At 63.1% G+C, this 20,004-nt stretch carries 18 protein-coding genes; 13 read left to right on the top strand and 5 right to left on the bottom strand.

Annotation, left to right across the window (positions count from 1 at the left end):
- Positions 1–180 precede the first annotated feature (180 nt).
- Entirely contained in the window at positions 181–726 is a 546-nt protein-coding gene (locus BLV47_RS11800; RefSeq protein WP_092313662.1) for a hypothetical protein, read from the bottom strand.
- A gap of 322 nt (positions 727–1,048) precedes the next feature.
- Here BLV47_RS11800 and BLV47_RS11795 point away from each other — a divergent pair, with 322 nt between their 5' ends.
- From BLV47_RS11795 to BLV47_RS11785, 3 genes are all read left to right on the top strand, one after another.
- Positions 1,049–1,759 (top strand): histidine phosphatase family protein, encoded by a 711-nt coding sequence (locus BLV47_RS11795; RefSeq protein WP_092313659.1) that lies wholly within the window; start codon positions 1,049–1,051, stop codon positions 1,757–1,759.
- Positions 1,760–1,809: 50 nt separating this feature from the next.
- Complete coding sequence (locus tag BLV47_RS11790) at positions 1,810–2,124, top strand: SCP2 sterol-binding domain-containing protein (RefSeq protein ID WP_092313656.1); 315 nt, start codon at positions 1,810–1,812, stop codon at positions 2,122–2,124.
- Positions 2,125–2,383: 259 nt separating this feature from the next.
- Complete coding sequence (locus BLV47_RS11785) at positions 2,384–4,102, top strand: hydrogenase maturation protein (protein WP_092313653.1); 1,719 nt, start codon at positions 2,384–2,386, stop codon at positions 4,100–4,102.
- Between the two features lie 51 nt (positions 4,103–4,153).
- On the opposite strand, the gene BLV47_RS11780 is transcribed toward BLV47_RS11785, so the two are convergent.
- Positions 4,154–6,787 (bottom strand): MGH1-like glycoside hydrolase domain-containing protein, encoded by a 2,634-nt coding sequence (locus BLV47_RS11780; RefSeq protein WP_092313649.1) that lies wholly within the window; start codon positions 6,785–6,787, stop codon positions 4,154–4,156.
- Positions 6,788–6,986: 199 nt separating this feature from the next.
- On the opposite strand from BLV47_RS11780, the gene BLV47_RS11775 reads away from it, so the two are divergent.
- Positions 6,987–7,259, top strand: a complete 273-nt coding sequence (locus BLV47_RS11775; protein ID WP_208605257.1) for a hypothetical protein — start codon at positions 6,987–6,989, stop codon at positions 7,257–7,259.
- A 349-nt stretch (positions 7,260–7,608) separates the two neighbouring features.
- Positions 7,609–7,878: a hypothetical protein gene (locus BLV47_RS11770; protein WP_092313646.1), complete on the top strand. Its 270-nt coding sequence runs from the start codon at positions 7,609–7,611 to the stop codon at positions 7,876–7,878.
- A 188-nt stretch (positions 7,879–8,066) separates the two neighbouring features.
- Here BLV47_RS11770 and BLV47_RS11765 read toward each other — a convergent pair whose 3' ends face one another.
- Positions 8,067–8,354, bottom strand: coding sequence for a hypothetical protein (locus BLV47_RS11765; protein ID WP_092317186.1), 288 nt, complete (start codon positions 8,352–8,354; stop codon positions 8,067–8,069).
- A 384-nt stretch (positions 8,355–8,738) separates the two neighbouring features.
- Here BLV47_RS11765 and BLV47_RS11760 point away from each other — a divergent pair, with 384 nt between their 5' ends.
- The 4 genes from BLV47_RS11760 (at position 8,739) to BLV47_RS11745 (ending at position 13,866) form a co-directional block, all read left to right on the top strand.
- Positions 8,739–9,359, top strand: a complete 621-nt coding sequence (locus tag BLV47_RS11760; protein WP_092313643.1) for a hypothetical protein — start codon at positions 8,739–8,741, stop codon at positions 9,357–9,359.
- Between the two features lie 200 nt (positions 9,360–9,559).
- Positions 9,560–10,954 carry an amidase gene (locus BLV47_RS11755; protein ID WP_092313640.1) on the top strand — a complete coding sequence of 465 codons (1,395 nt, stop codon included), beginning with the start codon at positions 9,560–9,562 and terminating at the stop codon, positions 10,952–10,954.
- Positions 10,955–11,041: 87 nt separating this feature from the next.
- A complete protein-coding gene (locus tag BLV47_RS11750; protein ID WP_092313637.1) occupies positions 11,042–12,391 on the top strand; it encodes a citrate-proton symporter in 1,350 nt (449 codons plus the stop codon).
- 116 nt (positions 12,392–12,507) lie between these two features.
- Positions 12,508–13,866 carry an OprD family outer membrane porin gene (locus BLV47_RS11745; protein WP_092313634.1) on the top strand — a complete coding sequence of 453 codons (1,359 nt, stop codon included), beginning with the start codon at positions 12,508–12,510 and terminating at the stop codon, positions 13,864–13,866.
- A gap of 424 nt (positions 13,867–14,290) precedes the next feature.
- Here BLV47_RS11745 and BLV47_RS11740 read toward each other — a convergent pair whose 3' ends face one another.
- On the bottom strand, positions 14,291–15,193 hold the full coding sequence (locus tag BLV47_RS11740; protein WP_092313631.1) for a LysR family transcriptional regulator: 903 nt from the start codon (positions 15,191–15,193) through the stop codon (positions 14,291–14,293).
- Between the two features lie 201 nt (positions 15,194–15,394).
- Here BLV47_RS11740 and BLV47_RS11735 point away from each other — a divergent pair, with 201 nt between their 5' ends.
- On the top strand, positions 15,395–15,868 hold the full coding sequence (locus tag BLV47_RS11735; protein WP_092313628.1) for a hypothetical protein: 474 nt from the start codon (positions 15,395–15,397) through the stop codon (positions 15,866–15,868).
- Between the two features lie 379 nt (positions 15,869–16,247).
- Positions 16,248–16,874, top strand: coding sequence for a response regulator transcription factor (locus BLV47_RS11730; RefSeq protein ID WP_092313625.1), 627 nt, complete (start codon positions 16,248–16,250; stop codon positions 16,872–16,874).
- Positions 16,875–16,894: 20 nt separating this feature from the next.
- On the opposite strand, the gene BLV47_RS11725 is transcribed toward BLV47_RS11730, so the two are convergent.
- Entirely contained in the window at positions 16,895–17,368 is a 474-nt protein-coding gene (locus BLV47_RS11725) for a hypothetical protein (RefSeq protein ID WP_092313622.1), read from the bottom strand.
- Between the two features lie 153 nt (positions 17,369–17,521).
- Between BLV47_RS11725 and BLV47_RS11720 the strand changes: the two genes are divergently transcribed.
- Both BLV47_RS11720 and BLV47_RS11715 read left to right on the top strand, forming a co-directional pair.
- Positions 17,522–18,676, top strand: coding sequence for a sterol desaturase family protein (locus BLV47_RS11720; RefSeq protein ID WP_092313619.1), 1,155 nt, complete (start codon positions 17,522–17,524; stop codon positions 18,674–18,676).
- A gap of 25 nt (positions 18,677–18,701) precedes the next feature.
- Positions 18,702–19,805: an SMP-30/gluconolactonase/LRE family protein gene (locus BLV47_RS11715; RefSeq protein ID WP_092313616.1), complete on the top strand. Its 1,104-nt coding sequence runs from the start codon at positions 18,702–18,704 to the stop codon at positions 19,803–19,805.
- Positions 19,806–20,004: the final 199 nt, after the last annotated feature.

Genomic DNA, 20,004 nt, shown 5'->3' with positions numbered 1-20,004 from the left:
TGCCGGAATCTCGTGCATGCAGATCGGCAATCCTTGAGCGGCTGCTTCGCTGCAGCCCACTGAACGAGGCGTTCGCCCACCGCAGAGTACGGTGGGCCGTTCATCGAAGCCCAATGCACCTGAGGTGCAAGGCTTGCCCGGGCGGGCGCAAGAAGGCCTCTCCTCGCTTACGGCATGCGTCTATTGCTTGGCGCAGCTATCCGAGGAGACATCGGCAGCAGGGCCGGGGTTCTCCAACGTCGAGAGCTGACGAATCACGCCCATGCATGTCCCGCTCTGCCGGTGCAGATAGGCCTCATAGTCCTTGCCCGGTTGAGGCTCGAATACGTTGGCAGGGGGCAAACAAAAAGCTTGCCCAGCGACCATTTTCATCAGCACCACCGAAGGTCTTCCCGCAGGAATAACGAACTCGGCGTAGGACTCACCGTAGCTAAGGTGCTCGCTTCGCCACGATGCAGGCATGCCCACACTGCGCCTGGTGTGCTGCCCCAGGGTCGAGTTGACCTTGTCTGCAAGGCTGTAGCCATAGGCATAGACGGGCTCCTGTTTCGACATGCAGTCCTGCCCCGGCTTGATGGCAGCGGGTAAACCGTTGTTGCCAAAAAGCCGGATGCGCGCAGTGGTCGCCGGATCGTAGGGTTGTTCCTGCGGGGACTGCTGATAGTTGTTGGAACCGCAGCCACTCACCGATAAAACAGAAATAAAAACCAACAAACGGATTTTCAAAGATCACTCCTAAGTGCAGACATCCGCCTGCTATCGGCGGGTTCTTGAATACCTGTAATGGAGGCACCCAGGCGTTCTGGAAACGCTAGCGAGCGTAGCGTTGGCCAGCAAAGGCACGGCTCGGGCGGCTTCGTGTATCAGCGCTAGAGCCTGCGGCGCAATGAGCCCAAGCATACCGGCGCGACCGAGCCGCCACCAGCAGCGAAACCTTGTGTAACCAAGCTCCAACAAGCATTTCAAACAAGCGTATGTTTTTTCATTGACAGCCCACCGGCATCCTCATAACCTCGCAAAACTTTCAACGTACCGGGACGACACGGACGTGGGCAGCATCTATTTGATTCGACATGGCCAAGCCTCATTCGGTGCAGACGACTACGACGTGTTGTCGGCTACCGGCGTGCGCCAGGCTGCGGTGCTCGGCGAGCATCTGGCTGCGTTGGGCATCAGCTTCGATCGCTGCCTGTCCGGCGACCTGCGGCGCCAGCAGCACACTGCGCGCACCGCCATGGAACAGATGAGCGCCGCCGGTGTTGACCTGCCGTCTCTGGAAATCGATGCCGCCTTCAACGAGTTCGACGCCGACGCCATTATCCGCGCCCTGCTACCGAACCTGCTGCCCCAGGAACCCGAAGCGCTGAATATCCTGCGCAATGCCGCGCAGAACCGCGCCGAGTTCCAACGCATCTTCGCCCTGATCATCCAGCGCTGGCTGGCCGGCACCTACGATCCTCCCGGGCTGGAAAGCTGGCTGGGCTTCGTCGAGCGGGTCCAGGGCGGTCTGCAGCGGATTCTCGAAGCAGCGGACAACCAGCACAAGATCGCCGTGTTCACTTCCGGCGGCACCATTACCGCCCTGCTCCACCTGATCACCCGGATACCTGCCCAGCAGGCGTTCGAACTGAATTGGCAAATCGTCAACACCTCGCTCAACCAGCTGAAGTTCCGCGGGCGCGAGGTGTCTTTGGCTTCCTTCAACGGTCATACCCATCTGCAACTGTTGAAGGCTCCGGAGCTCATCACTTTCCGCTGAGCCCGGCTTACTGTGACCCTTGCTGTAACCACCCATAAAAGGATCGAACCATGACCTCCGTAGCTGACGCCGTACAAGCCATGCAAGCCAAGTTCAACCCAGCTGCCGCTGCCGGCCTGGACCTGGTTTTCGGTTTCCGCATCGATGAATCCAAGCATTTCTCGCTGGTCGTCAAGGACAGCACCTGTGAACTCAAGGAAGGCGAAAACCCTGACGCACAAGTCACTCTGGTGATGGACGGTGAAACCCTGGACGGCATCGTCAGCGGCGAAACCGACGGCATGCAAGCCTTCATGGGCGGCAAACTGCGCGCCGAAGGCGACATGATGCTGGCCATGAAACTGAGCGAGCTGTTCCCAGCCTAAGACCGCGTCAGGCCTGGCTGCCCGCGAATCCCGCCCCCGTGGCGGGATTCGTCGTTTCTGGGCCACGCAACGCCTCTAACTCGCCTGTTTGCCCTGGATCAATACCACTGGGCGGCTCACCCCGCAGGCCACACGCTTGATTGATCTCGGTCAGTTATCCCATCGCAACGCCCCTCTACTCTTGCGCCTCCATCGCGGCCAGGGACGGCACAGCCGGAGCCCTTTGCCACTGTGCTATCACTCACGGAAGAGTCTGCTTATGCGATCACTGAAGATCATCCTGCTGTCCACCGCCTTCAACGGCCTGACCCAACGCGCCTGGCTCGACCTGCGCCAGGCCGGGCATCGCCCCAGCGTGGTGCTGTTCACCGGTGAAGAAGACGTCTGCCGGCAGATCGAAGAAGCCCGGGCCGACCTGGTGATCTGCCCGTTCCTCAAGGACCGGGTGCCGCAACGGCTGTGGAGCAACACCAAGCGCCCGGTGGTGATCATTCATCCGGGGATCGTCGGCGACCGCGGCGCCAGCGCCCTGGACTGGGCCATCAGCAAGGAACTCAAGCGCTGGGGCGTCACCGCGTTGCAGGCGGTGGAAGAAATGGACGCCGGGCCGATCTGGTCGACCCATGAGTTCAACCTGCCCGCCGGCCTGCGCAAATCCGAGCTGTACAACGGCCTGGTCAGCGACGCCGCCATCCGTTGCATCCGCGATGTGGTGGAGAAATTCCGCAACGGCTTTACCCCCGTGCCCCTGGACTACGACAACCCCGCAGTGCTTGGCCGCCTGCAGCCGAACATGAAGCAATGCGACCGCACCTTCAGCTGGCACGACAGCGCGCAATTCATCAAGCGCAGCATCGACGCCGCCGACGGCCAGCCCGGCGTATTGGCCAGCCTCGCCGGCGGTCAGTACTACGTGTACGACGCGCACCTGGACTCGCGTACCGGCATGCCTGGGCAACTGCTGGCGGTGCATGACGATGCGGTGCTGGTGGCCTGCGGCGATCACAGCCTGTGGATCGGCTCTCTGCGCCTCAAGCCTCAGCCCGGCGAAGAGACCTTCAAGCGCCCCGCCCGCCACGTACTCGGCGAACGCCTGGCCGAGGTACCGGTGCTGGACTGGTCGATATCCAGCAGCCCGTTCAGCACCGAGTCCTACCAGCCGATCCGCTATCGCGAGTCCGGCCGAGTCGGTGAGCTGACCTTCGAGTTCTACAACGGCGCCATGAGCACCGAACAGTGCCAGCGCCTGGTCAGCGCCCTGCGCTGGGCCAAGGCACGGGACACCCAGGTGCTGCTGGTACGCGGCGGCCGCGGTGCCTTCAGCAACGGCGTGCACCTGAACGTGATCCAGGCCGCCCCGGAGCCGGGCCTGGAAGCCTGGGCCAACATACAGGCGATCGACGACGTCTGCCTGGAACTGCTCAGCGCCCGCCAACTGGTGGTCAGCGGCCTGACCGGCAATGCCGGCGCTGGCGGCCTGATGCTGGCCCTGGCCGCGGACGTGGTCCTGGCCCGCGCCGATACCGTGTACAACCCGCACTACAAGAGCATGGGCCTGTACGGCTCCGAGTACTGGACCTACAGCCTGCCCCGCGCCGTCGGCCAGGCCATGGCCAAGCAACTGACCGAAGCCTGCCTGCCCATCAGCGCCCTCCAGGCCCTGCAGATGGGCATGGTGCAAGAGATCGGCCCGCGCTGCCCGGACGAGTTCGGCCTGTGGCTGCTGCAACGGGCCAACGGCGTCCTTACCGACCCGCGCTACCAGCACCTGCGCCAGCGCAAGCTGGATGCCGACCCGCAACTGATGCAGCACTGCCGCAACGCCGAGCTGGAAGAGATGCACATGGACATGGTGCAAAACCGCAAGGGCTTCGCCGAGAAGTGCAGCAACTTCGTCTACAAGCGCAAGACCTGCTGCACGCCAGAGCGCCTGATCGAAGCCTGGGCCAAGCCTCAGGACATCGCCCTGGTGGGTTGATCCACGGTCAATACACGGCGCCGTCACCGCACGGCTCGACACCGGGCGGTTTCATTTTCCCGGCTGCAGCAACAACGCCACCAACGCCGTCCAGCCCGTCTGGTGACTGGCCCCCAGCCCGCGCCCGGTTTCACCATGGAAGTACTCATGGAACAGCACCAACTCGCGGTCCTCGGCCTGCACCTGCAACTGCGGGTAGCCACTCATGGACGGCCTGCGCCCTTCCTCGTCCAGCAGAAACAGTCGCGTCAGGCGCTGGCTCAAGCCGTCGGCCACTTCCTCCAGGGACGCCAGATACCCGGAACCCCGCGGGTACTCCACCGAGAAATTGACGTCGTAATAACGATGAAACTCCCGTAGGGATTCGATCAGCAGGTAGTTGATCGGCATCCACAGCGGCCCGCGCCAGTTGGAATTGCCGCCGTACAGCCGTGAATCGGACTCCGCCGGTACATAGCGGGCGCACAGCTGCTTGCCGTCCACTTGCAGGGCGAACGGCTGCTCGAAGGCCTTGGACAGGGAGCGGATGCCGAAGTCCGAAAGGAACTCGCTTTCATCGAGCATGCGCTTGAGCAGGTCCTTGGTACGCTCGCCGCGCAACAGCGCCAGGAGCATGCGGTTGCCCTGGCCCGGCTCGTACCAGCGCGACACCAGGCTCGCCAGGTCCGGACGATGATGCAAAAAGCCCAACAGGCGCTGAGCCAGCCCCGGCAGGTTTTCATGCTCATGCTGCTCCAGCACCTGCACGGCGAACAGCGGCATCAGGCCGACGATGGAACGCAGGCGCAGGGGTTCGTTCTGCCCGTCGGGGCGGTGCAACACGTCGTAGAAAAACCGGTCCTGCTCGTCCCACAGCCCCTCGGCACTTTCATCTACCCGGTTGATGGCCCCGGCGATATAGAGGAAGTGCTCGAAGAATTTCACTGCGATGTCCACGTACACCCCATTGCGCTTGGCCAGCTCCAGGGCAATGCGCATCAGGTCCAGGGCGTAGGCCGCGACCCAGGCCGTGCCATCGGCCTGATCCAGGGCGAAGCCATCGGGCAAGGGTGCGGAACGGTCGAACAGAGCAATATTGTCCAGGCCGAGAAAACCGCCCTGGAACAGGTTGCGGCCCTCGGCATCCTTGCGGTTGACCCACCAGGAAAAATTCAGCAGCAACTTGTGGAAGATGCGTTCGAGAAAGTCCAAGTCGCCCACGCCGGTCAGGGCCTTTTCCCGCTGATAGACGCGCCAGCTGGCCCAGGCGTGCACCGGCGGGTTGGCATCATCGAAGCGCCACTCGTAGGCCGGCAGTTGGCCGTTGGGATGCATGAACCGATCCTTCACCAGCAACAGCAGTTGCTGCTTGGCAAAACCGGGGTCGATCAGGGCGAAGGCTACCGCTTGCAAGGCTAGGTCCCAGGAGGCGTACCAGGGGTATTCCCAGGTATCGGGCATGGCAACGATGTCGCAGTTGGACAGATGGCGCCAATGGGTATTACGCAAATGCTCGCGCGCCATCGGCGGCGCCGGCTGCCCGGGATCGCCATCGAACCATTGCTTGACGTCGAAGTAATACAGCTGCTTGGACCACAGCAACCCGGCCAGGGCCTGACGCTGCACATTGCGCGCGTCGCGGCTCGAGATGCCCTGCTGCAACGCCGCGTAGAACTCATCGGCCTCGCGTCGCCGCTGCTCGAACAGGTAACGGGCGCTGACCGGTTCGCTGCCGGCCGGGGCAAAGCGCAGGAACAGCCGCTTGCTCTCGCCACCGGCCAGTTCCAGGACGAAATGCGCCGCCACCCGGGTGCCGCCATCGAAGACCACCGCGCTGGCATGCCCGCCCACCAGATAGTCATTGATGCCGTCCTTGAACGGCCCCGGCGCCGCCAGCCCATCCAGCTTGGGAAAGTTGCTGTCGTTGTTGCAGAACAGCCACTGGCAAGGCTCGGCACCCCAGGCGGTGATCTGCCGCTCGGGCAGTTGCCCGCGCCGCGCCAGCACCCGGTCACCCTCCAGACGCAGGCTCGGTATCGGTTCATCGCCACCCCAGCTCCAGGTGTTGCGCGCCCAGACCTGAGGCAGTACCCGCAACCGCGCCGGCTGGTGGAAACGGTTGTGCACGGTGATGTGCATGAAAATGTCATCGGCGGTGTGCTTGGCGTACTCCACCGTCACATCGAAGTAACGGTTGTCCTCGAAAACCCCGGTATCGAGAATCTCGTACTCGGCATCGTTCAGGCCGCGCCGGGCGTTTTCCGCCACCAGGTCGGCATAGGGAAAGGCCGCCTGGGGGTACTTGTAGAGCATGCGCATGTAGGCATGGCTGGGCACGCCGTCGAGGTAGAAATACAGCTCCTTGACGTCCTCGCCATGGTTGCCTTCGGCATTGTTCAGACCGAACAGGCGCTCCTTGAGAATACTGTCGTGCTCGTTCCACAACGCCAGCCCCAGGCACCAGTGCTGGGCCTTGTCGGAGAACCCCGCCAGCCCGTCCTCGCCCCAGCGGTAGGCGCGGCTGCGGGCGTGCTCGTGGGGGAAATAGTTCCAGGCATCGCCATCGGCGCTGTAGTCCTCGCGCACCGTGCCCCACTGCCGCTCACTCAGGTACGGACCCCACTGGCGCCAGTGCTCCGCCTCGCTGCCTTGCAGACGCTGGCCTTCAACCGTATCGAGAAAGCTGGTGGTGGATGCTGCCGACATGGGAGGTGTCCTTGGCCATGGAGGTGACTTGCAGTGTAGGAGCGGCTTGCCGCACCGCCCCATGACAAATGTTTCACGGTGCGAACGCACAAGGCCGCAGAATCAGTACGAAAAGCCCGCGCCAGAGCCTGTACGGTTAAATTCTCCGCTCCTGGCTCGTTATAATCGGCAACCCTTTTATGGCCATGCGGATTCACTGATGTTCAGTTGCAAAGCGTTTTTCCCGGCCCTGTTACTGCTGGCCACCTGTCCGGCCCAGGCCGCAGGCCTTGACCTGAGCTACCCGCAACCGCCGTTGCCGGCCAGCGCCCAGGCCCAGGCACCAGAGAGCGACACGCCGAAACTCAAATTGCAGTTCAAGCCGACCATCAGCTTTGAGCACAGCTGCAGCGGCCAATGCACCTACGAAACCAATATCGACCAGTTGCACGAACGCGAAACCCGCCACAGCGCAAGCGTCGGCTTCGACTGAGCCCGGCCATTGAACCCGCAGCACGCTTGATCCACACTCGCGCTCCTGAGTCCTACAGCAAACTCAGAAAGTCCTGCCCTGCCAGTGCCTTGTTCCGTTTTGGGGTGCATGCCTATAGTCCCGGGTCGTCCTGATGACGAACGGGTTTGGCGACCCGATGACCGTGTGCGAGAGCCCTGTGCTTGTTTGCAGGGCTTTTCGCATCCGTAACGCTGCCTTTATGGCGGCTGTACGCGGGAGACCTTCGGGTCTGCCGGCTCCCCGGTCCCGGTTCGCCAACCTGCGTACAGCTGCCACCTTTCGTTTGGCGACGATCCAGTGGCGCTCTCAACCGACCGAGGCGTTACTTATGAACAGATACATGCCGATCACCGGCCACGACTGCACCATTCCCTCCCTGCTGATCGATACCCAGGCCCCTGCCGATGTGCTGTATGAAGCAGCCGCCTATCGCATCCGCGCCGTCACCCAACTGCTGGAAAGCTTCGCCGCCCGCCCCAACATCCCCGGCGATGCCGTGGTGCTGCAAGAGCTGGCGCTGATCTGCGCCATTCCGCTGCGCGATGGCTGCGATGTGCTGGATGTGCTGGGTCGCCAGCTGCAAGCGCAGCCACGCTGAACCTGTAGGAGCCGGCTTGCCGGCGAAGAGGAGCGTGAGCCATGTGCTGACCTTTCGGCCCTCTTCGCTGGCAAGCCAGCTCCTACGAATAGCCTTGCGTGCACTGAAACTGTCTAGGCCCTGTTTGCGGGCGCAGACCTGAGCCGAATGACGGGTTTGCAAAACACTCGCCGGCGTCAGGGCATACCTTATCTGGCCTTACAGTTATCCAACTCATCTTGAGTGGTTAATGTTGTCGCCAAACCCAACCGATATTTACAGTAGGCAATAACTTTCCGCCTCTCCAAGTCGCTTAATTCGGAGAGCGACTTATCGTCAGATTCATAGGCAAAGATGTTCTCAAACGCCATTTGAAAAGTTGGATATCTCTTGATGAAAAAAACTTTTTCAGGATAGGCGTCCTCCATTTTTTCGTAGAACCCGACATACAGATAAGCGACTAGCAGAATAGATACAGTAAAGAATAGTTTTTTCATGAGGATGGCGACTGTAATGTTTGGGTTAAGATTCGTCGATTTCGCATCCAATCCACTCCAATGCCACAACAACACCTATCGCCCTGACGTGCAGCAGGAAGCCCATCGAATATAACGTCTGGAAACCTTCAGCTATTGAGTTGATGCCATGCCTAGGAACAGGGCAAAGGGTTAAGTCAGTTTTCCGTGCGACTGGCTTCGCCATAGTGGCCCCCCGTGAACAAAAGTGCCTATGCCACCAACAACCTGGTAGAGCGACCTGGCACTTCATGAAAACCAGAAATATCGCACTCGATCGCATCAATTTCCGAATCGATTTGAAGCTTCAAATCGTGAAAGTCTCGGCGTTCCAATTATCAAAGGTGATCCGGAGAGAGCACGCTAATGAACAAAAGTTTCCTTTACGCAATCTGCATCACCACCGCATGTTCAACCCTCTCCCAACTCGCAAACGCCTATGAAGCCAATGAAAAATACATACCAGACTGGGAAATGTTCAGACACATAGTGGAAAGTTATAAAAAAGGAATCAACAACCAGAAAAACATCAAATACGCAAAAGAAGCCGAGGCACGGGGCAAAGCTGCATTCCTCAAAAGCGACTATGCAAAAGCGGACTACCGCGGCTACGGAGACGCAATAGCCTGGATTCCTCGGCCCGAGTACTACTTCATCGTGGGCGATCTCAATATGCGCAGCAAGTTATCCCTTCATACCGACTCTCCTTATTCCACCCCAGAATACAAAGCCTGCTGGGACAAATATCTGTTCGCCCTGGATGCACGTAGTAGCGTAATAGACCACTTTGAAAGAGGCTTCAGCTTAACTGCAGAGTTGGATTTATCTGCCACTAAAAACTCGAAAATCTACCAACAAGCCCTGACCAATGCCGCCTGCTTTGCCCGACTGACCAGCAAGTACTCCGAAGGAGTCGGCCCTCAGTGCGTGCCGGTCGAAGAGGTCAAGAGCTGCCTCGGTAGTCCTCTGCTGTTGCTGTATCACTAGAAAGCTCTGAGGCCGCCTTCGCGGGCAAGCCCGCTCCTACGCCATGTTCCAGCATTGAGTGGGATGCAGGGGAGACACCGCTGCAGTGCTCACAAAAACGCAACACCACACTGCGTCCTTTGTGATGGTTGGGCTAAGGTGCAAGCGCTACAGTCGGGTCATCAGCAACCCGACTGACGCCCGACACAAGGATGCGTTCGATGACTGATTTGCACGATCTATCCACCGCGCAGTTGCTGGCGCAATTTTCCAGCCGCCAGCTATCGCCCCTGGACTACTACGAACATCTGCTGGCCCATATCGGGCGCTGGGAGCCGCATATCCGTGCGCTCTATGCCTTCGATCCGGAGTCGGTACGCCAGCAGGCCCGGGCCGCCACCGAGCGCTGGAACAAGGGTGCGCCCAACGGCCCGCTGGACGGGATTCCGGTGACGGTCAAGGAACTGATCGCTACTCGGGGCACGCCGATTCCCCTGGGCAGCGCGGCCACCACCCTGAAACCGGCCCTGCAGGATGCGCCACCCGCGGCGCGGATGCGTGAGGCTGGGGCGATCATCCTGGCCAAGACCACGGTGCCGGATTTCGGCATGTTGTCCTCGGGGTTGTCGAGCTTTCACGGCATTACCCGCAACCCCTGGAACACCGCCTGCAATACCGGCGGCTCCAGTTCCGGTGCCGCAGCAGCCGCCGCGGCCGGTTACGGGCCGCTGCACATCGGTACCGATATCGGCGGCTCGGTGCGCCTGCCGGCCGCCTGGTGCGCTCTGGTGGGGTTCAAGCCGACCCTGGGGCGGATTCCCATCGACCCGTATTACACCGGACGTTGCGCCGGGCCCATGACCCGCAGCGTCGATGACGCGGTACTGATGATGCGCTACCTGGCCAGGCCCGATGCCCGCGACGCCACTAGCCTGCCGCCCTTGACCGGCGACTGGAGCGATGCGCCGGTGTCGGTCAACGGCTTGAAGATCGGCCTGATGCTGGAGCCCGGCGCCGGGCTGCAACCGGAAGGTTTTGTCTGTGAGGCGGTGGAGCGCGCCGCGCGGCTATTCGAAAGCCACGGCGCCCAGGTGCGCCCCCTGGCGCCGATCATGGACCGCGCGCAACTGGACGGCCTCGATCGCTTCTGGCGCGCCCGGCAATGGGCGGAACTCTCAGCCCTGGGCGCCGAGCAGTTCGCCCAGGTGCTGCCGTACATCCGCGATTGGGCGGCGCCGGGCGCCGACTTGTCCGGGGTCGAGGCGGTGCAGGGCTTCAACCAGACCTTCGAGATGCGCCGACGCGCCGCCCAGGTGTTCAGCGAGTTCGATCTGGTGCTGTCGCCGACCAACCAGGTCAACCGCTTTCCCGCCGAGTGGCCATCGCCTACCAATAACCCGCAGCAGCCGTTCGAGCACATTGTCTTCACCCTGCCCTGGAACATGGGCGAGCAACCGGCGCTGTCGATCAACTGCGGTTTTGCCGCCGATGGCCTGCCCATCGGCCTGCAGATGATCGCCCCGCGCTTCGCCGATCAATGGCTGCTGCAAGTGGCCAAGACCTATGAGAGCTGGCGCGGAGCGATCCACAGCTGGCCGAATCCGCCGTCTCACTGACACACCGAAACTGCCACCTTCACCCCAGCCCCGGGCTTCGCCGCCCGGGGTCTGGGCAACCTATGAATAAAAATTCGAGGGGCCAGTATGCACAGCCAAGCGTCCAATCCATGCGCCACACCCGAGCCCGAAACGCCCAACGCGGCGGGGGGCAAGCGCAGCGTGTTCGCGGTGATCCTCGGCAATGCCGTGGAGTTCTTCGATTTCGGGGTCTACGCCACCTTTGCGGTGATGATCGGCCACACCTTCTTTCCCTCCGACAGTGCCTTTGTCAGCCTGATGCTGTCGGTCACCGCCTTCGGCGTCGGCTTTATCGTGCGGCCCCTGGGGGCGGTGCTGATCGGTGCCTACGCCGACCGCGTCGGGCGCAAGCCGGCGATGCTCCTGACCCTGGTGATGATGGCCGTGGGCACCGGCAGCATCGCCATCCTGCCCAGCTACGAGAGCATCGGCATCGCCGCGCCAATCCTGCTGGTAATCACCCGGCTGATCCAGGGCCTGGCCTGGGGCGGCGAGGCCGGCCCCGCCACCACCTACATCCTCGAAGCCGCGCCGGCACACAAGCGCGGCACCTATGCCTGCTGGCAGGTGGTGGCCCAGGGCGTGGCCGCCATGGCCGCCGGCACCGTCGGCTACACCCTGACCCAGGTGCTGTCCCCCGAGGACCTCAACACCTGGGGCTGGCGCGTGCCCTTCGTGTTTGGCCTGTTGGTGCTGCCGATCGGCATCTACATCCGCCGCAACCTGGCGGAAACCTTCCATGGCCAGGGCGCAGAGGCCAGCACCGGCAGTCTGGTGCGCCAGGTGTTCGGCGAACATCGCCGGGCCCTGGTGCTGGGGTTGCTGATTCTCTCCGGCAGCACCATCACCCAGTACTTCATCAACTACATGACCACCTTCGCCCTCACCGAGCTCAAGCTGCCCACCAGCATCTCCATGCTTTCGACCCTGGTGGCCGGCGCGGCGATGGCGGTGTGCGCGATTGCCGGGGGCATGCTCTGCGACCGCTTCGGCCGCCGTACCATTCTCATGGCGCCACGGGTGGTGCTGTTGCTGGTGCTGTTCCCGGCCTTGCAACTGATGACCGAACACCCCAGCCCGGCGACCTTCCTGCTGACCCTGGCGGTGCTCTCCGGCCTGCATGGCATGAGCGGCGCGGCGTTGATCGTGCTGCTGGTGGAGAGTTTTCCCAAGGCGGTGCGCTCCACCGGTTTCTCCATCGTCTACGCCTTTGGCGTGGCGGCCTTCGGCGGCACCGCACAGATCATCATCACCTGGCTGATCGGCACCACCGGCAACCCGATGTCGCCGGTGGGTTACCTGCTGGTGGCCAACCTGGTGTGCCTGACCGCGGCCTGGTTCGCCAAGGAAACCCGCCCGCAAACACCCGGGCGCAGCCACCCCGGTCAACGGCTCGCACAAGCCCGCGCCCGCTGAGCATTCGCCTCACGGCCTGACACCCTTTTCCGGCACCGCGTTTTTCTCTACCCTGCCGGCCGCGCATGACCGCGGTCGGGCGGTGGACCGACGCCTTTGATTTGTGGGGAAGCACCATGCAACAGCCTGTACTGTTCACCCTGGCACTGGCGGCCAGTAGCGCCGTCATCGCCCAGGACAACCCGCGCCCGAGTCAGCAGGACCAGGCTCCGGGGTTCATCGAGGGCAGCCACCTGGACCTCAACCTGCGTCACTACTACTCCAACCAGCACACCCAGCGCGACACCTACCTGAGCATCAAGAAGCCCGACGGCATTGAACGTACCCGGGTCAGGGAAACCTGGGTGCAGGCCGGCATGCTCAAGTACAGCTCGGGCTACACCCAGGGCCTGATCGGCCTGGGTGTGGATGCCGCGCTGTTCAGCGCGGTCAACCTGGAACGCGGTCATGGCCGGGTGGCCAATGGCGGCGACCGGGTGCTGGTGGACAGCGACGGCGACGCCCTGCCCACCTGGAGCCGCCTGGGCATCGGCGATGTGCGCCTGCGCCTGTCCAACACCGAACTCAAGGCCGGGCGCCTGATGACCGACAACCCGGTGCTGCGCTACAAGGACAACCGCGCCCTGCCCTCAAGCTTCCAGGGCGTGGGCCTGTACAGCAACGAAACCGACTGGCTGGCACTGCAGGCCGGCAGCTTCGACCGGGCCATCCCGCGCACCGGCACAGGCAGCGAGCGCCTGACCACTACCTTCGGCAACCGCGCCTACAGCGGCGAGCGCATCAGCTACCTGGGAGCCACCGTCAAACCCGGCCCGGGCCTGGAAGGCAGCCTCTACGCCTCGCGCTTCGAGAACATGTGGGACCAGTACTACCTGGGCCTGATCCACCGCGCCGGGGACAAGAACCAGCTGGCGCTGAAGACCGCGTTCAACTACTACCACACCCGGGACCAGGGCCAGCAACGCCTGGGCTACATCGACAACGACGCCCTGAGCCTGGCCGTCACCGGCAGTCACCAGGCCCACAGCCTGACCCTGGCCTGGCAGCAGGTGTTCGGCAACGAGTACTTCGACTATGTCTGGGAATCCACCGGCAACTACATGGCCAACTCCCTGTACTCGGACTACAACGGCCCCAATGAAAAATCCTGGCAACTGCGCTACGACCTGGATTTTGCCGCCTACGGCGTGCCGGGGCTGAGCGCCAGCCTGTGGCACGCCAAGGGCTGGGACATCGATGGCACGCACTACGACGGCGATCGCAACGGTCGCAACCGCGGCTACAACGTGCGCGGCCTGGACGGCGCCAAGCACAACGAAAACGGCCTGATGCTGGCCTACGTGGTGCAATCCGGGCGGCTCAAGGATGCAGTGCTGCGCACCATCGTCTACAACCACCGCGCCAGCGGCGGACAGATCGATGGCAGCTACGACGAGTTCCGCCTGGTGGGCAACTTTCCGTTCAACCTGTTCTGACCACCGCCCCTCCTCCGTAGGAGCCGGCTTGCCGGCGAAGAGACCCGCCAGCCTTGCATCGCCTTGGCGGACGCCTTCGCGGGCAAGCCCGCTCCCACGCCAGACTCCAGCATCGCGCAAAACCCCGTAGGAGCCGGCTTGCCGGCGAAGAGGCCCGCCAGCCTTGCATCGCCTTGGCGGACGCCTTCGCGGGCAAGCCCGCTCCTACGCCAGACTCCAGCATCGCGCAAAACCCCGCAGGAGCCGGCTTGCCGGCGAAGAGGCCCGCCAGCCTTGCATCGCCTTGGCGGACGCCTTCGCGGGCAAGCCCGCTCCCACGCCAGACTCCAGCATCGCGCAAAACCCCGTAGGAGCCGGCTTGCCGGCGAAGAGGCCCGCTAGCCATGCATCGCCTTGGCGGACGCCTTCGCGGGCAAGCCCGCTCCTACGCCACGCTATGGCGTTGCATGGTGCGGGCGAGCATTTCCTGGCATTTCAACGTGGCCACCGACAATGGCCGGTTGCGCACTACGCACAGGTCGACGCGGATCCGCTCCAGGTGTTCATCATCGATCGGCACCGCCACCAGCCCATCCCCCAGGTCCCGGGCCTCGGCATCCACCTGGGGCAGGATCAGCACCGCCGCGCGCTGACGCGCCAGGCTTTTCTGCACCTCCAGGGAGCTGGTGGTGAACACCGGCAGAATGCTCACCCCACGTTTTTTCGCCGCACCTTCCAGGGCCTGGCGCACGCCGTAGGCCGAATCGGGAATGGCCAGGGGCTGGCCCTCCAGGTCCGCCAGGCGAATGCTCGGGCACTGGGCAAAGGGATGTTCGGCGCTGACCAGCACCCGATGCCACAGTTGGCAATGGGCGGTCACTTCCACCTCGGCCCGTTCCGGCAGGTAGAAGGCCAGCCCGAGGTCGGCCTCGCCACTGCACAGGGCATCCAGGGTGGCGCCGGCACTGGCGATGACAATGTTGAAGGTGACTTTCGGATGAGCCCGGTTGAACGCCGCGAGCACCGGCGCCAGCACACTGGAAACGATACTTTCCGACACATGGATGCTGACGCTGCCCGCCACCTGGCTCTGGCGACTGGCAATCACATCGCGCACCTGATCGAAGCCGCGCAAGGTCGAGCTGACCTGCTCGGCCAGGCACTCGCCTTCCACCGTCAGGCGGATGCCCCGCGGGCCGCGCTCGATCAGCGCGCTGCCGAAAAAGTGCTCCAGCTGCTCGATCTGCCGGCTCACGGCGGTGGGAGTCACGTACAGGCGCTCGGCCGCCTGACGCAGGGAGGCGCACCGGGCCACCTCATGGAAGTAACGCAACGCTCGTAATTGCATGGCTACAGGCCCCCCTCGCTGAACGGACCCAGCAAGCACGCAATTACTGCGCCAGCCCTTCGCCCATCGGTCCTGGCCGCGCGGTTGTCACACAAAAGATTGATCTGCACGGTGCCCCTGCCTAACCTGCTAGAGCGCCGACGCCTCATTCGGCAGGCTCCATTCCCCGCGCCCTGGCCGGCCCGTTCGCAAGGAATCTCCATGAACATTCTGCCCCGCACCACCTCCCTAGCCTCACTTCTCGCCGCTCTGGCGCTGCTCAGCGCCTGTTCCAGCGTGACCCGGGAAATCCGGCAGGAACCCACCATCACCTCCGCCGGCATCCTGGCCTTTCGCGATATCTGCCTGAAATCCGCACCGTCCTTCGCCGGTGCCGAAACCGCCGCCCGGTCCCATGGCATTCTTGAACTCACCGATGCAGGCTTCGCCAAGATGGGCATGAACGAGGACCAGACCCTGGGGGTCCAGGTCCAGGCCGGCAAGGAATGCGCGATCACCACCCCGAGCCAGAACGACAGCTCGCTGACCCAGCAGTTTCTGAGCATGGCCGGCAAATTCTCCAGCACCCCGCTGGCACAGAGCGTGCCGACCAAGATCACCCTCGACGGGCAGACCTTCATCCTCATGCACGATCGTCGTGGCGGTGAAGCCTATGTGCTGCTGAAGGCGCCGTAAGCCGCTGCCCGCTCCCGCAAGCAGGCCTCCAATCCAACGCCAATCACCTGCCCTCGGTCCTTGAGCGGCAGGTGAAGCTGCGTAAATCTCCCACTTGAGAACCAACCTCAAGGACAGCGCGAAAGCGCTGGCAAGAAGCTTCTTGGAAAACGACAAGGCCTTTCTTGCACGAATCCATAGCCGGTTTTTCTGAACTAACATGCTGGCGCCGCTTGCACAGCCTTCACTTCCCCGGGGTTATGCCGCCGCTTTTCCCGGCCCGGCACTCTGCAGCAAGTCATAAGGCTATGACCTCCACCACAAAGACAGTGACCGTCGAGTGACCCATTTTTCGCAACGAAAACCACCTGCTCTCACTTGCGTGTCTTCCGAGGGCCCCATGAAAAACAAACGTGTACTGATCGTCGACGACCACCCGATCATCTGCGCCGCCGTCGCCGAGCTACTTGAAGAACATGGCTACCAGCCGATCGGCGAATCCTCCGACGGCTTCGACGCGCTGGAGAAGATTCACAAGCTGCGCCCCGACTACATGCTGCTGGACATCAGCCTGGACAACCTGGACGGGCTCTCGGTCCTGCAACGCATTGCCATGGACAACCTGGAGGTCAAGACCCTGGTGTTCACCGCCAATCGCGCCAGCACCTACGGCGTGCGTTGCCTGCAGGCCGGCGCCATGGGCTTCATCAGCAAGAGCGCCGGCCTGCAGGAACTGGTCAAGGGCCTGAATGCCCTGGCCGACGGCTATCTGTATTTCCCCAGGGAGGTATTGGAGATGTACCGGGGAATCGGCCACGCCGCCAATGACGTACTGAACAACCTGACCAACAAGGAACTGGTGATCCTGCAATTGCTGGCCAGCGGCTACAGCAACCTGGAAATCGCCAGCAAGCTCAACCTGAGCAACAAGACCATCAGCGGACACAAGATCAATGTGCTGAAGAAGCTCGGGGTGCGCACCACCATCGAACTGGCCACCATCGCCAAGGAGATGGACCTGCTGTGACCAACCCCGGCCCGGCGCAGTTACTGATGAGGCGCCCTCGATTTTTTTGGCAGAAACAACCGCGCCGTCGACCAACAGGTGACGAAGGCGGCCAGGAACACCACAAACAACCCCAGCCAGTAGCCCTCATAGCGAGCCCTTTCGCTGTGCGTGACCACCTCATGGATAAACAGCGACACCCAGCCGGTGGCAAGCGCGGCGCCCAGCAGCGCCAGGGCGTTGCAGCTGCGCGCCGAGCGCCTGACCTTGAGCAGCGACACCCCCAGCGCCAGGCCGAACAACGGCAGGAAAAACCCCAGGACCGCCACCAGCGGCGTCAGCAACGGCATCAGCAGGATCTCGGCGCCATGCACCTCGCCGATCAGCCGTGGATGAGTGGCGATATGCGCCACCAGCAGCACGCTATTGATCAGCCCCGCGACAAACCCCGGCACCAGGGGGCACAGGATAAAGATCATGAACACCTTGAAACGCGGGTAACGAACCTCAGTCATCGAGCAATCCCTGACGAGCGTAAAAGGCCGGGATTGTGCACGGCGATCGCTTTTTTTGCCCTGTGATTTTTGCCCATTGCCCCCTGCCCATTGGCCGGATAAAGGGTCGACGACTACGCTGCTGGCGACAAAAACAACAACAGGAACAGCGTCGTGCGAGACACCATCGAACACTTTCGCGAGCAGTATCGAGCCGCGGTCAGTCCGCGCTACAACCCCTGGCTGCATGGCGGTTTTGTCCTGGGCTATGGCCTGCTGTGCATCGCTCTGCTGTACAGCACCCTGCGCCAGGTACAGCCTCTGGAATGGCTGGCGGTGCCCCTGGCGCTGCTGTTCTTCAACCTGTGCATCTACCTGGTGCACCGTTGGCTGGGGCATCACAAGCAGCGCTTTGCGCGGCTGTTCTATGCCCGCCATAGCGGCGACCACCACAGTTTTTTCGCCCCCGGGCAAATGACCTATGAGGGTCGCAAGGACTGGCGGGTGATCCTGTTTCCGGCCTGGCTGATCGTGGTCCACAGCCTGCTTTTCGCCCTGCCGCTGTGGGCCTTGCTGCGCCTGTGGAACAGCAACGTGGCGGCGCTGTTCGCCAGCTGCACCTTGATCGGCTACCTGGCCTACGAAGTCTTCCATGCCTGCGAGCACTTGCCCGCCAGCCACCCTCTGGCGCGCCTGCCCTGGGTGCGGCAGATGCGCCGCCTGCACGAGCTGCATCACCGCCGCGAGCTGATGCAGGAGCGCAATTTCAATATTGTCCTGCCGCTGATGGACTGGCTGTTCGGCACCCTGTACTGGCAGCCCGAAGAGTCGCCAGCGGACGGCCCCATGACCCGCCTGCAGCACCAGGTCGATATCCCGCGCAGCGCCGAGGCCACCCTGGCCTACGCCGCCAGTCCACGCTGCTGGCCGCAATGGCATCCGTCCTCGTTGCAGGTGCTGGGCGCCGAGGGCCCGTTGTCCGCCGGGCAGGGTTTCGAGGAAGACATCCATGCCGGCGGGCGCCGCGGCCACCTCAGCTGGCGGGTCGAGGAGTACCTGCCGGGGCAGCGCTGGCGCGCCAGCGCCCGGGGCGAGCATGGCCTGGAGCTGCGCCTGAGCTATGAGTGCCAGGCGCTGGCGGCCCAACGCACGCGCTTTATCCGCACCCTGGAATATCGCTTCCAGCCGCTGCTGATGCGCCTGGGCAATCAGCTGTTATTCAAGCGGCGGATTGAGCGAGAATCCGCCGCCTCATTGCTGGCATTGTGCGAAACGGCCCAGCACGCCATACCACTGCCGCCCGCCCCGGCGCCAGACCACCCGGTCTGAAGCCGCCCCCGACAGGAGTCATTGCATGAATCACATCGCCCCTCGACGTTTCAGCGCGGCACGGATTGTCCTGCTGGTGCTGCTGGCGATCCTGGCTTTCTTGCTGCTGTGGCCGACCCGGGTCCAGCCGGTGGCCTGGAACCCGGCCCCCGCGCCCTCCCTGAGCCAGGGCACCTATGCCCAGAACCACAAGCTCAAGGCCCTGCAACCGGTGGGCACCCGGGATATCGACGGCCCCGAAGCCCTGCTCCTGGAACAGGACCAGCTGATCAGCGGCCTGCATGACGGCCGGGTGATCCAGACCCACCTCGACGGCAGCACCCTCAAGGTACTGGTCAACACCGGCGGCCGCCCCCTGGGGCTGGCCCGGCACCCGGACGGACGCCTGATCATCGCCGACGCCATCAAGGGCCTGCTGGCCCTGGACAGCCAGGGCCAATTGCAGACCCTGAGCAGCGAAGCCAACGGCCTGAAGTTCGGCTTTACCGACGATGTGACGGTGGACGCCGCCGGGCGCTACGCCTACTTCAGCGACGCCAGTAGCCGCTGGGGCTACGGCCATGACGGCGAGGCGGTGATCGAGCACGGCGCCGACGGGCGTCTGTTGCGCTACGACTTCCAGAGTGGCCAGACCGAAGTCCTGCTGGAGCGCCTGGAGTTCGCCAACGGCGTCGCCCTGGGGCCGGACGAGGCCTATGTGCTGGTCAACGAAACCGGCGCCTACCGCATCAGTCGCTACTGGCTCAAGGGCGAGCAGGCCGGCCAGCACGATCTGTTCATCGACAACCTGCCGGGGCTGCCGGACAACTTGAGCTTCAATGGCGCCGGGCGTTTCTGGGTGGCCCTGTATGCACCACGCAACCCGTTGCTCGACGGCACGGCGCCCTACCCCTTCGTGCGCAAGATGCTGGTGCGGGCGATGACGGTATTGCCCAAGCCGGTGGAGAAACGCGGCTTTGTACTGGGCCTGGATACCCAGGGCCGGGTGATCGCCAACCTGCAGGACGCCAGCAGTGGCAACTACTCGCCGATCACCACGGTGCGCGAATACGGCGATGCGCTGTACCTGGGGTCGCTGACGGCCAGGCACATGGCACGGCTGTCGTTGCAGGAGGCGCTGGCACCTTGAGGGTGGAGGGAGTTGATGCGCCGCGCCTTGTTGGAGGTGTGTGGCGGGTGTTTTAGGGCGGCTACGCCGCCCAGCGGGAGCAAGCTCCCTCGCCACAAGCAAGCTCCCGGGCCACAAGCAGGTTCCCTCGCTACAGCAGGCTTCCTTGCCACAACAAGCGTCTTTGCCGCAGCAAGCCTTCTTGCTACAGCAAGCGCCC

The organism is Pseudomonas saponiphila, from assembly GCF_900105185.1.
GTDB classification, from domain to species: Bacteria; Pseudomonadota; Gammaproteobacteria; order Pseudomonadales; family Pseudomonadaceae; genus Aquipseudomonas; species Aquipseudomonas saponiphila.
Note: the sequence above shows the minus strand (reverse complement) of the source record. Positions and strands in the feature narration are given on the sequence as shown.